This is a genomic window from Myroides sp. LJL115 (assembly GCF_054871665.1).
The window spans coordinates 1-16,934 of record NZ_JBTXLS010000022.1 but is presented as its reverse complement, the minus strand read 5'-3'; the positions used below and the strand labels follow the sequence as shown (position 1 = coordinate 16,934).

General features: G+C 34.4%; 13 protein-coding genes. 10 read left to right on the top strand and 3 right to left on the bottom strand.

Annotated features, from left to right (window positions below; genetic code table 11):
* Positions 1–92 precede the first annotated feature (92 nt).
* From ACYSNX_RS07100 to ACYSNX_RS07080, 5 genes are all read left to right on the top strand, one after another.
* Positions 93–3,260 carry a SusC/RagA family TonB-linked outer membrane protein gene (locus ACYSNX_RS07100; protein WP_461753987.1) on the top strand — a complete coding sequence of 1,056 codons (3,168 nt, stop codon included), beginning with the start codon at positions 93–95 and terminating at the stop codon, positions 3,258–3,260.
* 12 nt (positions 3,261–3,272) lie between these two features.
* A complete protein-coding gene (locus tag ACYSNX_RS07095) occupies positions 3,273–4,745 on the top strand; it encodes a SusD/RagB family nutrient-binding outer membrane lipoprotein (RefSeq protein WP_461753986.1) in 1,473 nt (490 codons plus the stop codon).
* A 23-nt stretch (positions 4,746–4,768) separates the two neighbouring features.
* Positions 4,769–7,240, top strand: coding sequence for a phosphocholine-specific phospholipase C (locus ACYSNX_RS07090; protein WP_461753985.1), 2,472 nt, complete (start codon positions 4,769–4,771; stop codon positions 7,238–7,240).
* A 344-nt stretch (positions 7,241–7,584) separates the two neighbouring features.
* Positions 7,585–8,148, top strand: coding sequence for a Crp/Fnr family transcriptional regulator (locus ACYSNX_RS07085; RefSeq protein ID WP_461753984.1), 564 nt, complete (start codon positions 7,585–7,587; stop codon positions 8,146–8,148).
* A 48-nt stretch (positions 8,149–8,196) separates the two neighbouring features.
* On the top strand, positions 8,197–8,529 hold the full coding sequence (locus ACYSNX_RS07080) for a DMT family transporter (RefSeq protein WP_461753983.1): 333 nt from the start codon (positions 8,197–8,199) through the stop codon (positions 8,527–8,529).
* An 18-nt stretch (positions 8,530–8,547) separates the two neighbouring features.
* Here ACYSNX_RS07080 and ACYSNX_RS07075 read toward each other — a convergent pair whose 3' ends face one another.
* Positions 8,548–8,961, bottom strand: a complete 414-nt coding sequence (locus ACYSNX_RS07075; protein WP_461753982.1) for a hypothetical protein — start codon at positions 8,959–8,961, stop codon at positions 8,548–8,550.
* Between the two features lie 262 nt (positions 8,962–9,223).
* Here ACYSNX_RS07075 and ACYSNX_RS07070 point away from each other — a divergent pair, with 262 nt between their 5' ends.
* Positions 9,224–10,306 (top strand): WG repeat-containing protein, encoded by a 1,083-nt coding sequence (locus ACYSNX_RS07070; protein ID WP_461753981.1) that lies wholly within the window; start codon positions 9,224–9,226, stop codon positions 10,304–10,306.
* 100 nt (positions 10,307–10,406) lie between these two features.
* Here ACYSNX_RS07070 and ACYSNX_RS07065 read toward each other — a convergent pair whose 3' ends face one another.
* Positions 10,407–10,826, bottom strand: a complete 420-nt coding sequence (locus tag ACYSNX_RS07065) for a hotdog fold thioesterase (protein ID WP_461753980.1) — start codon at positions 10,824–10,826, stop codon at positions 10,407–10,409.
* Positions 10,827–11,115: 289 nt separating this feature from the next.
* Positions 11,116–11,658, bottom strand: coding sequence for an NADPH-dependent FMN reductase (locus ACYSNX_RS07060; protein ID WP_461753979.1), 543 nt, complete (start codon positions 11,656–11,658; stop codon positions 11,116–11,118).
* 371 nt (positions 11,659–12,029) lie between these two features.
* Here ACYSNX_RS07060 and ACYSNX_RS07055 point away from each other — a divergent pair, with 371 nt between their 5' ends.
* The 4 genes from ACYSNX_RS07055 (at position 12,030) to ACYSNX_RS07040 (ending at position 16,730) form a co-directional block, all read left to right on the top strand.
* Positions 12,030–13,541: an NAD(P)H-hydrate epimerase gene (locus tag ACYSNX_RS07055; protein WP_461753978.1), complete on the top strand. Its 1,512-nt coding sequence runs from the start codon at positions 12,030–12,032 to the stop codon at positions 13,539–13,541.
* Positions 13,542–13,630: 89 nt separating this feature from the next.
* Positions 13,631–13,987, top strand: a complete 357-nt coding sequence (locus ACYSNX_RS07050) for a hypothetical protein (RefSeq protein WP_461753977.1) — start codon at positions 13,631–13,633, stop codon at positions 13,985–13,987.
* Between the two features lie 705 nt (positions 13,988–14,692).
* Positions 14,693–15,127, top strand: coding sequence for an adenylyltransferase/cytidyltransferase family protein (locus ACYSNX_RS07045; RefSeq protein ID WP_461753976.1), 435 nt, complete (start codon positions 14,693–14,695; stop codon positions 15,125–15,127).
* A gap of 196 nt (positions 15,128–15,323) precedes the next feature.
* Complete coding sequence (locus tag ACYSNX_RS07040; RefSeq protein WP_461753975.1) at positions 15,324–16,730, top strand: nucleotide sugar dehydrogenase; 1,407 nt, start codon at positions 15,324–15,326, stop codon at positions 16,728–16,730.
* The last annotated feature ends 204 nt before the right edge of the window (positions 16,731–16,934 follow it).

Genomic DNA, 16,934 nt, shown 5'->3' with positions numbered 1-16,934 from the left:
GGGTAAGCTGTCTGTTTTTTTGTTAATATTTGGTTAATACTATTGTTTTTCAGATGAGCCAATTTTGTACTCAACCAAAAACAATAATAAAAATGAAACGACATTTACTATTTTTTATGCTATTTTTTAGTTTTCTTCCCTGGGGAGCTATGGCGCAAGATGGCTTTAACTTACAGGGAGTTGTATTAGACCATGAGGGCTTTAGCTTACCGGGAGCCTCCGTAACTATTAAAGGGAGCAGTTATGGAGTAGCAACTGATTTTGAAGGTAATTTTAGTATTAATGTACAAAAAGGCGATATTCTGATTGTCAGTTTTATCGGTTACCAAAATAAAGAGGTAAGCGTAAATGAGAACAATCTATTAACCATAATATTACAAAGTGAGGATTCCTCTTTAGACGAAGTGGTTATTACCGCTTTAGGGATAACAAGAGCTGAAAAGACCATTGGTTATGCTACCCAACAAGTCGATGTAAATAAAGTGCAAGAGGTAGCCACACCCAATGTAGGTAGCTTACTCTCAGGACAAGTAGCAGGATTACAGGTATCCAACCCTCCGGGTATGATGCAAGCTCCGTCGTTTTCACTAAGAGGGAAGTCCCCTTTGGTGGTTATTGATGGTATTGCTGTAAGTACAGACTTTTTCGATGTATCTCCAGAGGATATTGCCAATATAAACGTATTAAAAGGTACTAGTGCTTCTGTACTTTATGGTTCTAGAGGTAGAAATGGTGCTATTTTAATTACCACAAAAAATGCCAAACAAGAAGGTACTGAGGTAACTGCTTCTCAAAACTTAATGATAAGTGCAGGTTTTACTGTATATCCAAAAACCCAAACCCAGTATGGAAGTGGGAGTAATGGACAATACGAATTCTGGGATGGAAAAGATGGAGGTATATCTGATGGTGATATGATCTGGGGACCTAAGTTTGATGGAGACAAGAAAATTGCTCAGTGGAACTCTCCCATTTTGGATAAAGCCACTGGAGAGATTATTCCATGGTACGGAAGTGTTGAGTCTACTCAATATAACGATAGAAGTAAATATGAAAGAGTTCCAATTGCCTGGCAGTATCATGATAACCTAAAGGAGTTTATGCAAAATGGTATAATTTCTAGAACCAATTTTGCTGTAACCAATAAAAGTGAAAAAGGTTCTTACCGCATAGGTGGAGAGTTTAATTACAATAAAGATAGAGTACCTAATACCTCTATGTATAAGGGTAATTTGAGCTTTAAGTCCACTTCTTTTTTAAGCGATAAGTTTACTTTAGATAGTAAGTTTAGTTATGGGAAAATCCACGCTCCTAATGTACCTAATTACGGTTACAACCCTTCGGGACATATGTATACTATTTTAATATGGATGGGTAATGATGTAAATGGAAGAGATTTAAAAAACAATTTATGGGTTCCTGGTATGGAGGGCTATAAACAGGCCAATTACAATTATGCTTGGTATAATAACCCTTGGTTTGGAGCAGAGTACTTTAAGCGAATTTGGGATAAAGATATTGTTAATAGCCAACTTAGTTTAACCTATCAAGCTACTGAAGATTTAGTAATTCAAGGTAGAGCATCTGGGGTGTCTACTTCCAATTCTACCGAGGTACAAAGCCCAAAATCTTATTTTAATTATAGCGCTTCCAGAGAAGGTGGCTTTAGTATAGATAACGATCAAAGATTAGATTTTGAATACGATATCCTTGCCATGTATAACAAAGATATAAGCAATGTAATTTCCTTAAATGTAAACGCTGGAGCAGCCTCTAGGTATTACCAACGAAAAAACACTTATTCTGCAGCCGATGGATTAACTGTTCCTGGAGTGTATAATTTGGGTAACTCCACTGGGAATGTTACGGCAACAAATACTACAATTAAAAAGGCGGTAAATAGTGTGTATGGAACCATAGAATTGGATTTTTACAATGCTTTTTTCCTTACTTTTGCTGGACGTAATGACTGGTCTAGTACTTTATCTAAAGCTAACCGATCTTATTTTTATCCTTCAGCATCTTTAAGTGTGATGCTATCTAACTTAGTTTCTTTACCCTCCAGTGTAGATTATTTAAAACTCTATACTTCTTGGGCAGAAGTATCCAGTGATTTAGATCCTTATTTACTTCAAGCGGCTTATAGTCCGATTAACCCTTCTTTTAATGGTAATCAAATGGTAGAATACCCCAATAGTATTTTAAACCCAAATCTTTTACCAGAGAAATCTCGCTCTTTTGAATTAGGTCTTTCTACTTCGTTTTTAAAAAGGCGCTTAAGTATGGATCTTACCTATTATAGAGTGGTGGATTCTAACTTCTTAATTCAATTTCCAGTTTCAGAAGGTTCCGGATTTGGTTCCATGCGCGTAAACGGAAATGAGTATACCACCAATGGATTTGAAGTTTCTTTAGTGGCCAAAGTCGTAGATAAAGAAGATTTTAGTTATTCTACTTCCGTGAATTGGAGTACTAAAGAGAAAAAACTTACCCAAATCTATGGAGGTGCTCCTAAATACGGCAATTTTAATTTAAACGATAGAGCAGATTCTTTTTATGCTAGTGTTTGGGAAACAACACCAGATGGGGATTTAATCTTAGATGCAGTTACAGGATTGCCAACTATAGATAAAACGCCAAGAAAAGTAGGTAACCTTGATCCAAAGTGGATTCTAGGATGGAATAATACCTTTAAATATAAAAACCTAGGATTAAATATTGGTATTGATGGTATTTGGGGTGGAGTAATGCGCTCTGAGGTTGTAGAGAAAATGTGGTGGGGAGGTAAACATCCCAATAGCGTTGCTTATAGAGATCAAGAATACCAAAGTGGACAAGGGGTATACGTACCTAAAGGAGTAAATATCGTTTCTGGAGAACTTATTACCGATACCAATGGAAATATTGTATCGGATACCAGAGTCTACCAAGAGCATACCACGGCAATTTCTTGGCAAACTTGGGCCCAAAATTACCCTTATAGAGCCAGAGTAACTCAGGCCCAAAGTAAAGAGTTTGCCAATATTTTTGACAGAACCTATTTCAAATTGCGTACCCTAGCTTTTAGTTATGACTTTACCTCTTTGCTTAAGACCAAACGCATTAGTGCTTTATCAGCTAGCTTAACAGGATATAACCTATTTATTTGGAAAAAATCAAAAGGATTATACTCCGATCCCGATTATGACACTACTGGAGCAAATGATATACAAGACCCATCTAGCCGTTGGATTGGGCTAGGAGTGAATGTTAAATTTTAATTGTAAATAACCATGAAAATATACCGTAGAATAGCTCTTTTTGCTTTGTCAGCTTTTACCTTTGTTGGCTGTCAAGACTTAGATAAATTAAACCAGGACCCAAATAAGGTGCAAAGTGCCTCTCCTCACTTGCTTTTAACTCCCTTGAGTAAAAGAGCATTTACTTTGGAGGGAATCTCTAAAGAATATGCCTCTCGAATGCTTATTTCTACCGATGGAGAAAATACCTATCAATATTACAAATGGGGTAGGGGGGATTATTCTTTATTTAGAGAACTGCTTCAAACGGACAAAATGATGCAGCAAGCTGTGGAATATGAAAAGCCACAATATATAGCCATTGGTCATTTTTTGAAAGCCTACTTCTTTTACCAATTAAGTTTAAAATTTGGAGATATTCCCTATAGTGAAGCCTTACAAGGGGAACAAGGTGTTATTTTTCCAGTTTATGATACCCAAGAACAGGTATTGGCAGGAGTTTTAAAAGAGCTAGATTTAGCCCAAAGCCTTATTGTAGCTAATGCACCTTTACAAGGAGATATAATCTATGGGGGAGATAGCGATAAATGGCTTAGATTAATCAATTCTTATCAGTTAAAGGTCTTGATGAGTTTGTCTAAGAAGACTACTATTGACGGACAAAGTGTTGCTCAGCGATTTGCTGAGATCTATCAAAACAGTCCTTTGTTTAGAAATAACCAAGACAGTGGAGAACTGCGTTATTTTGATCAAAATGGAAGTAGATATCCTCAATTTAACTCTAGTTCTTATGGGTCTGGTATGTACATGTCTGCTACTTTTATTGATCTTTTAAAAGACTTGAAAGATCCAAGACTTTTTGCCTTTGCTCAACCTACTGCTAGTGCCTTAGAGCAGGGGCTAAGTATTGGAGATTTCTCCGGCTATAATGGGGGAGATCCCACAGTAGCTTATTGGGAGAATGAAGCTTTAGTTGGACAAAAGAATATCTCAAAGGTAAATCAGCGTTATTACCAGAATCCTGTAAATGAGCCTACTAGTATTTTAAGCTATAGTGAGTTGCAGTTTATTTTAGCAGAAGCAGCCCTAAGAGGATGGATTAACGCAGATGCTACTACTTTTTATACCCAGGGTATTAAAGCCAATTTTGAATTTTATGCCACTTATGCAAAAGAACAGGCTTCTTATTATACAACCAATGAGTATGTTAATTATATTAGCCAAAGTAAAGTTACTTTAATGGTGGAAGATTTTAATGCAGCTTTAGAGCAGATTCTAACCCAAAAGTACATCACTATGTTTCACCAAGGTAATTGGAGTATTTATTACGACCACTTAAGAACGGGATTTCCTAAATTTAAAACCAAGGGCGATAACACCCCTGGACTTAGATGGATTTACCCACTTGGGGAGTACAACAATAACCCTAGTAACTTACAAAAAGCAATAGACCGTCAATTTAATGGAGCCGATGTTATTCGCTCTGTAAGTTGGTGGTTAAAATAAAACATTACTATACTAACTAAACTATGAAACCAAGCAGAAGAGATTTTATCAAAGTATCGAGTTTATTTACCACTGGACTTTGTTTTAATAATGGTATGCCAAGCTCCATACAAAGGGCTTTGAGTATTGACCCTATTGAAAACAGTGATTTTACCCAAGCAGAGCATATTGTGTTTTTAATGCAAGAGAACCGCTCCTTTGACCATGCCTATGGTTGTTTACAAGGAGTAAGGGGATTTAATGACCCTAGGGCTATGGTTCAACCAGATGGTTTACCTGTTTACTTACAAAGTGACCCCCTTAATCATAAAATTTACGGTCCTTTTCATCTGGATATAGTAAATACAAAAATTACCTGGATGGGTAGTTTACCTCACAGTTGGAAGGATATGGTAGAGGCTAGAAATAATGGGGATATGAATAATTGGCTTAATGCAAAAAGGCCTTCTGGAGAAGCTTTAAAATACGCTCCTTTAACCATGGGGTACTTTCAAAGACAGGACATTCCTTTTTACTATGCACTAGCGGATGCCTTTACCGTATGTGATCAACATTTTTGCTCCTCTTTAACTGGAACAAGTGCCAATAGATCCTTTTTTTGGTCGGGTACCGTTAGAGAAAAACCTCATGATCCTGAATCAACAGCTCATCTAGATAATGGTCAAATCAATTACAAAAATGTGGGATGGAGTACTTATCCAGAGCGCTTGGAAAAAGCTGGTATATCTTGGAGGGTATACCAAAACGAACTTAGTATTCCTGTGGGATTGACCAATGATCAGGAGAATTGGCTTGCTAATTTTACCGATAATAATCTAGAGTTTCACCAGCAATACAATGTTCGATTGCACAAGGCTCATACCCAATATCTAGTTTTCGAAAAACAAAGGGTGGATGCAGCCTTAGAGAAAGAAGATTTAACCCCAGAGCAAAGAAGTGATTTAATCAAAAAACAAGAGCGCTTAGAAAAGGATATGTCTCTTTATAATCAAGAAGCTTTTGATGGGCTAAGTGATTTTGAAAAAGCCATCCATAAAAAGGCTTTTACCACCAATGAGCAAGATCCAAATTACCATGAGTTAGAGCAAATGAGCTATCATAGTCAGGGCCAAGAAAAACAAACAAGCCTTCCAAAAGGAGATGTGTTTTATCAATTCAGAAAAGATGTAGATAGCGGACAGCTGCCTATGGTTAGTTGGCTTGTAGCACCTTGTAACTTCTCGGATCACCCTGGAGCACCTTGGTTTGGCGCTTGGTATTTATCTGAGGCAATAGACATATTAACCAAAGATCCTAAAGTATTTCAAAAGACTATCTTTATTCTAACCTATGATGAAAACGATGGATACTTTGATCACGTAGCTCCTTTTGTTCCTGCCTTACAAGGGGATTTATCCACTGGTAAAATGTCTGCGGATCTTTATAGCCCGCAAGAATGGGTTACCAAAGAGCAAGAAAGAAAAAGAAGTGGTAAACCCGATAGAGACTTTCAAAGTCCAATAGGCTTTGGTTTTAGAGTTCCTATGGTTGTGGTTAGTCCATGGACAAAGGGGGGATGGGTAAATTCAGAAGTAATGGATTTAACCTCTACCATACAGTTTTTAGAATATTTTATTGAAAAGAAAACAGGTAAGAAGATTATAGAGCAAAATATCTCTCCTTATAGAAGGGCAGTAAGTGGAAATATGACTTCAGTTTTCCAACCAGCATCAAGTACTACAAAAGTGGAACTGGATTTTGTAGAAAGACAGCAAATTGTCCAAACCATTTTGCAGGCTAAGGATAAAAAAGTGCCAGATTTATTCCAAGAGTATACCTTGGAACAAATCAAAGGCTTACCTACCTATAGGGATTTACCTGGTTTTGCTAAACAAGAAAAAGGAGTAAAGAAAGCTTGTGCTTTGCCCTATAATATGATTGCTGATTTGCATTGGAAAGAAAACCAGCTTGAATTAGAATTTTCAAGTCAGCCCCTATTAAATAGCAATAAAACTTATGGGGCGCCTTTACAGGTGTATTCTATAGGTAGCTATGCCCGTAGACAAGGGGCTAATTGGGATTTTACAGTTCTAAAGGATCAAAGCTTGGATTATACCTGGGAAGTGGACCAGTTTGAAGGGGAAAATACTCACCTTGTAATGCATGGGGCAAATGGGTTTTATCGCAGCTTTAAGCAAAGTAAAACTCCAGTTGGCCTACAAATAAAGGTAAACTATACCCTGAATAAAGGTCTAATTGTTCACTTGCAAAACCAAAGTAATATTTCTTTGTCTATTGAATTACAGGATAAGATTTACTTAAAAAAGAGCCAAGAGATTACTTTAAGAGCCAAGCAAAGTCAAGAAATTACTTTAGATTACCAAAATTTTAAAGGATGGTATCAATTGGAATTACGCCTTAAAGGACATCCAGACTTTGAGTACATTTACGCCGGTCATATAGAGGATAATTCCCCTAGTATAACCGATCCTTATATGGCGTCTTTATCAAATTAATTTAAAAGAAAATTCTAAAAAGATAAAAGGAACTATCTTTTAAAGGTTACTTCGCTGTCATTCAGAAGTAATTTATTAGATATAGTTTATATTTTGGATTAAATAATTAAATTATACTGAGTAAAATACGATACTTATTAAACAAAAAAAGGGGCTATCTTCCATTGTGAGGCAGCCCTTTTTGCATTTTTATAAAAAGGAAATAATAATCGAAAATAGGGTGTTTTATATTATTATGTATGACAATAGGCTAGAAAAAATAGTTCTAAAAGAAAAAAGCTTAACAATATACTTGTAATTAAATCAATTTGTTATCTTTAAAGGACTAACCAAAAGAAAGTTGTATGAAAATATTAATACGCTTATTTGAAAAATATGGGTATTTGTCTTCGGCATGTAAGAATGCGATTATTCAAAATACTCAGACTTTTCAAAAGAACACCGGGGAAGCCTTACTTCAAGATGGACATTTAGCCACTAGTTTATACGTCTTAGAAAAGGGATGCGTTAGGGCATATTATACCTTAGAGACAAACCAAGAGATTGATTTGTGGTATGGCTTTGAGAATTCTATTATTGGATCTACTTTACATATGTATAAAAGCAGAACCTCCCTGCAGCGTATATCCTGTATGGAGCCATGTTTAATTCATGCTCTACCAAGCGCTGCGCTACTTCGTTTATATAGAGAGTTTCCTGAACTAAATATCATAGTTAGACGTTTTATGGAGGATTATTGTTGCGAACTAGAGCATCGTATCTTTGTTTTGCACACTCAAAATGCCTTGGGGAGATATAGACAATTAATAAAGGATTTAAAAGAAAATATACAGCGTATTCCCTCTAAGAATTTAGCTAGTTATTTAGGAGTGTCACAAGAAACTTTACTTCGAATGCAACAGGAGTAGAATAAATTTTAGAGTATTTGCTTATCTTTGTGCCTTTATAAAATAAAGATGAAAAATTTACTTCTGCTTTTTGTTGCCATTATTTTTGAGGTTATTGCCACATCGAGTTTAAAGGCCTCTGAAGAATTTACCAAATTATGGCCTAGTATAATTACTATAGTTGGCTATGGGTTAGCTTTTTACTTTTTAAGTTTAACCCTAAGAAGTATTCCAATGGGTATTGCTTATGCAATGTGGTCTGGAATTGGAATCGTTCTAGTGAGTATAGTTGGAGTATTTGTATATAACCAAAAACTGGACATGCCTGCTGTTATAGGAATGGCTTTAATTGTCTTAGGGGTTGTGGTTATCAATGTGTTTTCTAAAATGGGGGCACACTAAAAGACTATATTAGCTTTATTATAGACTACTTTGATGGTATTCTATGGTCTTATAGACTATCATTTCTAAGGAGATTAGGTTAATGTGAGAAAGCTGTTGTACTTGCAAGGCGTTTCTCACTCTTTTAAAGTGACCTAAATTCTCCAATAGATACTCATGGTGTTTTACTCCTGAAAAAACATGTAGTAATAATAAATTTCTCTTAGGAGTAAAGCCTACCAAAGGTTTTCTCTTTTCTTGATTACTTTGATTTACTTTGATGGTTCTTTGCCCAAACCCAATTAAATTGGCTTTGTACAAAGTGGGCGAGTAGTTAGTCCATGTTTCAAATAAAGATAATAAGGTTAAGCAGTCCTTTAATAAAGAATAGGAAGTAATAGTAGTATGTAAATGCTCTTGTATATTTTCCAAGTTGCTAGGGGAAGAAGTCATAATAGGTAGAGAGTTAGGTTTTTAAAGAAGGACAATATACTAAGTAGTATAAAAACGCTATTAAGTATCTTATATTGTGGGTTTTAAGCTATGTAAATGTTAAAATTTATCTTTCCTGACTTTTTTTAATCTGTCTATTCCATATTTATAAAAAATTCAATATCAAAGTGTTAAAGTTGGCTTTAAGTTAGTATAAAAGTCTGTTTTATTTTTTTATTTCGGATTTTTTGCGTTATTTTTAGAAATAAAATAGTTGATGATTATGGCTAAGACGAATCTTTTTAATTCCCACCAATACACCGTCTTTTTAGCCGAAAACGCTTTATATGGGTATAAGGACCAGAGCGGACAAATTCGTATTCCACCTACCTTTAAAAGCGCACAGTCTTTTAATAAGACAGGTTATGCAGTGGTAGAAAACCTTCAAGGTCTCTATGGTATTATTGATCAGCAAGGGTTTTTTATAGAACCTTGTAAATACCAAGGTATAGAACTTTATCAAGTAGGTAGGTATACTCTAGCTAACTTAGTATATACCTTCGGCGTGAAAAACAGATTTTGGTTATGGGATTATTTTCCCAATATTACCAAAGAAAATGTATTGGAAGTTTTACCATTATTTGAGCGCTTAAAAACAAGGGCTTGTAGTAGTGTAAAAATTCTTTCAACCAATCAGGTGATTTTAAGCCAGGTAGTTAGTCTACATGGGCCTTGGCAAAATCAAGGTTTTATTGAAATGCAGGTAATAGCACAGCGATTCGTTGTGATACAAGGTAGTTTATATAAGACTAGGAGCAATAATAAAGGACTAAAAAAGATAATTAATAACTACATAGGTTTTTGTGACAATAAGAGTATTATTGTAGGTAAAATATCTAACCATAAAGCCAGAACTTATAATACACGTGGAAAGAGAATCCACAATTATGAAATCTTACCTCAAGGTGCTTTTACTATCACCTATAAAGGCAAAGAACATATGGTATGTATTGATGCAGATAAAAGTAAACTAGAGCAAAAGCCAATTATTTATAGAGACACTAAAAATTATGGCTTCTATTATGTTAATGCAAGATTTGAACTTCATCTTCCTATTCATCTAACTAGAGTCGATATTAAAGATCCTTATTGTATTGTGGAAATTTGGAAGAACATCACCAATGTGGTGCCTCTAGTTGAAAAAGAATTATTTATAATCGAGGTGATTTCTTGGGATCAACCCCTAGTTAAATATCTTTATTTTAGTCTAAGCAAAAACGGTGTATTGAAAGACTATGATTATACCTTGGAAGCAGCAAATAGTATAGAAGACCATCCTTTAGAGTCCTTCGAGGTGGTAGGCTAAAATAGGAAATAGCATTTCGAATCAAAATAAAACACTATACCTAGGTTAGGATATATGACCCAAAAAGGTAAACACTTTTTTGAGGCTTTTTTATTTTAGATTATTTTTTATCAATAATTGCAACGGTTAAGCGACTTATGCAGCTTAGCTTTTGCTGTTGGTCGTAGATTTTAATATCCCAGACATGGGTTGTTCTTCCTAAGTGGACAGGTGTACATACTCCGGTTACTTTTCCTTGAGATACTGGTCTAAGGTGGTTGGCATTTACCTCTAAGCCAACAGGCATCTTGTGGTCTAAATCAATGATTAGGTTACTTGCGTAAGAATCTAGTGTTTCGGCTAGTACCACAGAGGCTCCTCCGTGTAAAACTCCCCAAGGTTGTTGGGTTTTCTCACTAAATGGCATGGTAGCAGTTAAAGTGTTGTCTGTCCAATGAGTAAATTCAATACCAAGAAAAGTACCAATATAAGCAGGTGTTTGATTTAATGTGTGTAAATCTATAGGTTGTCTCCAAATCATTTTAAGGTAGAATTTTAAGGTTATTACTTTGCAAAATACAATTTAAATAAAGACTATAAACACAAAAACTACTTTTAAAGGGATTTTTTCAAAGTGTTTTTTGTAATAGTAGAGGTGTAAAAACCAACATAAACAACAAGGAGAGACTATTGAGTATAAAAAAAACCCACTTTTAACAGTGGGTTTATTTATTGGGTATAATGGAAATCGAGTACCCATTTACCTATTAAGGTAAATGTAAGTAGAATTTACCACATTACATAAGTTAAATATAAAGGATTGTAAAAAATTATTCCACTTCTTGGCTAACTAATTTATTTTTAAAGGATTCTATCGTTTGATGTAAGGCTTGTTTTAAGTCTTGATCCTCAATGTTACCATTTTTAAAATTGTCGTAAAAACTTGGTAAAGAAAAGCTTTCTATCACTTGAGCTCCATAGAAAGGAAAGATATTCTTAGCCGATTCTAATACTGTTGTTGCACCTCTTGGTCCAGGAGAAGTAGAAAGTAAAAGAGTAGGTTTATCTTTAAATACCTTCATGTCTATTTTAGAACTCCAATCAAATATATTTTTAAAGGCCGAGGTAAATGTACCATTATACTCTGCAAGACCTATAATTAAGATATCACTTTGCTCTAAAGCATTGGAGAAATCTTGTGCTTGAGAAGGAATTCCATCTAAACTTCTTTTTGGAGAGAAGATAGGCATTTCATAATCATTTAAATCTAGAATATTTACCTGAGCTTCTGGAAAGTGAATCAAAGTAGATTTTATTAATTCTAGGTTGATTGATTCTGTATTATTGCTTGCTGCGAATGCGGTTATTTTCATTTTGTAAATCTATCTAAAATTTGTACTGCAAAAATACAATCCTTCTCTAACTTTTGAACTTAATCTAGTACAAGAAATGTTTATAAGATAAAAATGTAGAACAATAAGTAAAAAGTATATTCTATTGCTAAAAGTAGTATTGTACAGTATGTAAACATAGAGATTACTTATATAAGTATTGGTTTGTTTGGATATGTGTAAATGGTGGCTTTGTGGAATTTACAGACTTATGAAATGTTTAACGAATAAATAAATGTAAAAAATAGCTATGAGAGCTTTTTTGGTCAATATATACTTTAACTTATAAATATTTGATTATTAGAAAATAAGCTTATACATTAGGTGTATATACAAAACAAAAAAAAAAATCCATGAAAATATTTAGTAGTGCTCAAAGTAAAGAACTAGTAGCTCAAACCATTAGTAATCAATATATTTCTAGTTTTAAGTTAATAGAAAAGGCAGCTCTTAAAACGATGGAAGCTCTTAGTTTACGTCATAAATTGTACCATAGTAACTTTATATTTCTATGTGGAACTACCACCAATGGAGCTTTAGCTTTAGCCTTAGCTCGTATGGTTAAAGAAGCTGGAGGCTTTGTAAAGGTATACTTAGTTCAAAGTAAGAAGTATAGCCCTGATAATGTCACCAATCAAGATTTAATGCAAGAAAGCGGTATTAAGGTTGAAAAATTCCTTCCCAATAAACATTCTATTACCATTAGAGAAAAAGATATCATTATTGATGGTCTTTTTGGAATAGGATTAAAGGATATCTTGGAGGAGAATTGGGCGGAGTTTTTTTCCAAATTAAACCAAAGTCCTGCCCTTGATAGAATATCTATAGAAATACCTAGTGGTATGTTTTGTGATAAAGCCACTTCAATTAATGCTCCAGTATTTAAAGCAAATATGGTTTATACTTTTCAAAGTCCTAAACTGTCTTTGCTATTTGCAAGTAGTGGAGAGTGTGCTGCATCGTTTAGTATTGTAGATGTCGGTTTGGATGCTTCTGCACAAAATCAGCTTTTATGTAAACACTTTTACACCACAGGGACATGGGTTAAACAAAGGCTACAAAAGAATATGAAATTTAGCACTAATAAAGAATTAGGTCATGGTATTATAATAGGAGGGGATAGCCCTGAATTAGGAAAAGTTATTTTAGGAGCCTCAGCGGCATTAAAAACGGGTCTTGGGAAGCTTTGTTGTTATGTTCCCCAAAATGGTTATTTGCCAATAGTAACTCAGCTCTGGCAAGTAAACTGTCTTTGTGATCCACAGCAACATCATTTAAGCCAGGTTCCTTCGCTTTCAGATTATAACGCAGTATCCATAGGTCTTGGTATAGACAAGGATTCTCCCAGTCAAAAGACTATTATTACTGCTTTATCTGAGGTACAGCAAACCAGTAAATTAATTATTTCTTCTAGAGCTGTTGAGGTATTAGTTCAAAATCCAAAATTACTCGATAACCTACCTAGTAATTGCATCTTATATATACAACCAAGGCAATTAGAAGTTCTAGTAGGAAAGTGGGAGGATGATTTTGAAAAATTAGCTAAACTACAAGCTCTCTCTACACAGAAGAAACTTATATTTATCTTAGAAGCATCTCATATACAAATTGTCTTACCAGAGGATCAGATTTTCTTTAATTCAACTAGTAGTCTGCCATTTGCTGGTAGTTCAGAGGTATTGCATGGTGTGATTTTAGGACTTTTAGCTAAAGGCTATGACAATAACCAAGCAGCTATACTTGGAGTATATATCCATGGGTTAGCTTATCAATTAGCCCATAGTGAACTTAGTTACATAGGACTAAATGCTATGGATTTAATACCATTTATTGATAAGGCTTTTAAAGAGGTAATGACACGTTAAAACCAGGGGGAAGAAAAGGCTTTTGTTTAAGTGAAAATACAGGAAAAGACTTTATTTTTGGCCTCTTATTGAAAAAAGAAAAAGATACTATGGATATAGAAGATTTAGTAGGAGATTATTGGGTAAAGGGGACCAACCAAGAACAGGACCAAGAAAGTTTTTACAAAGGTACGCTCTCTTTATCTTTGGATTCTAATAGGCGTATTGTAGCGAAATGGACCATCGGACAGGCTCTTCAATATGGAAAAGGATTCTTTAAGAATAATATTCTAGTAATCCACTTCAATTATAGAGGAGATACAGATAAAATTTTCAAAGGGATTGTGGTGTATACCTGTTTGGCAGAAGGCCTTTTAGAGGGATTTTGGTCTGAAAAGTATGGGGACCCCCTTTATCTGGGTACAGAATATTGCACTAAAATAACAGATAAAAATACTTTGCATTAGTAATAATGAGTTATAAAAAGCATTAAGAAGCTAAAGTAGAGTGTAAACGGCTATGTTTTTTCAGAAATTTTTATGATATATAGTAAAAAGACTTAAAAATGAGTGATATTGTAAAGTATTGTAATACAGGAAGTTGTTTGCTTATTCTAACAAATAACATAAAATATTATAATGGTGTATCTTTTTTAACCTTATTTTGTCCCTAATTAATACTACCTTTGTCAGTACAAACCTAATGTTTATAGTGGGGACTGTACTATTAGGTAAATCATCTTAATGAAAAATTTGTCCTTTTGTTTAAAAGGAAGTTTTTTAGGATATTTTAAAATCGCTTTGAATTTTATTCTAGGCGATTTTTTTATCTCTCCTATTTAAAGCTAAATAGATAAGTAACAATAGGGTAGGACTAATTAGCATTTCAATCTTTGATTGGTTGGCTTAAGAAACAGAAGTATTTGAGGTGAAAATATTTTTACTGTTTAAGGAAAAAGTGGTATTTTTGATTGCTTGTACTTCCAACTCTCTATTACAATGCTTGCTAAGCCAATGATTTAGTTTGAGTTGAGGTGTTTACTTTATTATTTTATAGTAAAGCTAAGGGCTTTGTTTTAGATAAATAGAGCTATTATGTTGATTTTAGGTAAAAAGGTTGTCTTTGTATTTCATTTGGACTGCTTTTTGCTGTTGATTAAAAAAATATTTATAATGAAAGTAGGAATAACTTTTAGTGCATTTGATCTTTTACATGCTGGGCATATTAAAATGTTAGAGGAAGCAAAAAGACAATGCGACTATTTAATCGTGGGATTGCAAACCGATCCAACTATAGATAGACCAAATAAGAATAAACCCACGCAAAGCGTAGTAGAGCGCTATATTCAATTAAAGGGGTGTAAATTTGTAGATGAAATCGTACCTTATGCAACAGAAAGAGATTTAGAGGATATTTTACGCTCCTTTAAGATTGATGTTCGCATCTTAGGAGATGAATACGCAAATTTAAACTTTACTGGTAGAGATTACTGTCAAGAAAAAGGTATTGAGCTATATTTTAATACCAGAGATCACCGTTTCTCTAGTAGTTCTTTACGAAAAGAGGTAGCAGAGAAAGAGAATAGTAAAGTTATAAAGATAAGCTAGACTTTTTATAGTTAAAATGGCAGAAGGTTATTTTGACAAAGAATAATTAGCACTTTTACCTTGGTGGTAAAGGTGTTTTTTTTTGCCTTTTTTTACCTAGAGAGTTTGTTTTTAGTATTCTTTAAACCTTTTAATATGGCGGTAAAGCGATAAAATCAGTACATTGCAAGGTGAAATAAAAACAAAGAAATTACGCATGCAAAAAATTCAAACCATTTGTTGTATTGGCGCTGGCTATGTTGGAGGACCAACCATGGCAGTTATTGCGGCAAAGAATCCCCATATTCAAGTAACCGTAGTGGATATTAATGCATCCCGTATTGCTGCATGGAATACGCAAGACCTATCCCAATTACCTATTTATGAACCTGGATTGGCCCCAATAATAGCTCAGACAAGAGGGGTGAATTTATTCTTTGATACAGATGTAGATAAAGCTATTGCTATGGCTGATATGATCTTTATTTCGGTAAACACACCAACTAAGACTTATGGAAAGGGTAAAGGTATGGCTGCCGATTTAAAATACATCGAGCTTTGTGCTCGCCAAATAGCAAGAGTAGCTACAAAAGATAAAATTGTGGTAGAGAAATCTACTCTACCGGTGAAGACTGCATCTGCTATTAAACAAATATTAGATCAAACTGGTAATGGAGTGAATTTTGAGATTTTAAGTAATCCAGAGTTTTTAGCCGAGGGCACTGCAATTGAAGATTTACTTCATCCAGATCGCGTGTTAATTGGAAGCTCTAGCGCTGCTAAAAACAATCATGCTGTACAGGCTTTGGTAGATATTTATGCTAGTTGGGTAGATAAAAATAAGATATTAACTACTAATTTATGGTCAAGCGAGCTTTCCAAACTTGTAGCTAATGCCTTTTTAGCACAAAGAGTATCTTCTATCAATGCTATTTCTGAGCTTTGTGAGGTTTCCGGAGCGGATATAAACGAAGTGGCAAAGGCCATTGGAATGGATTCGCGCATTGGTAGTAAGTTTTTAAAGGCCTCTGTTGGCTTTGGAGGATCTTGTTTTCAAAAAGATATTTTAAATTTAGTATATATAGCTCAAAGCTATGGTTTGAGTGAGGTAGCCACCTATTGGCAACAGGTTATTGATTTTAATGACTATCAAAAAAGTAGGTTTGCCTCAAAGATTGTCAAAACTCTTTTCAATACAGTAAATGGAAAGAAAATTACATTTTTAGGATGGGCTTTTAAGAAGAATACCAATGATACTAGAGAATCGGCAGCAATTCAAGTAGCTAATGAATTAATGGAAGAAAGAGCTATAATTCACGTATACGACCCAAAGGTATCTTCTAATCAAATTACTAAGGATATTAATGATTTACAAACTAGAAGCAATCAAGAAAACCAAGGTCTTTTACAAGTGCATAACAATCCTTATAACGCACTAGAAAATGCCCATGGGATAGCTGTTTTAACCGAGTGGGACGAGTTTAAAGACTATGACTGGCAAAGAGTGTACGATAATATGCTAAAGCCAGCCTTTGTGTTTGATGGACGAAATGTTTTAGATAAAGAGAAATTACAGAACATTGGATTTGTTGTCTTTAGTATTGGAGATGGATCTTGTGAATAATCAAGTAGATAAGAGGATAAATATATAGAATAGAATAGGAGGCTGAAGATTATTTCTTCAGCCGACCTTTCACACCACCCGGCATACGGTTCCGTACCAAGGCGGTTCTTAACTTTACGATACTTTTAAGTAGATGTCATTTAGAGATGGATAACCTGCTCGTCTTAGTACTTGCTTATTTAATGTAGTATGGAGGACAAAACT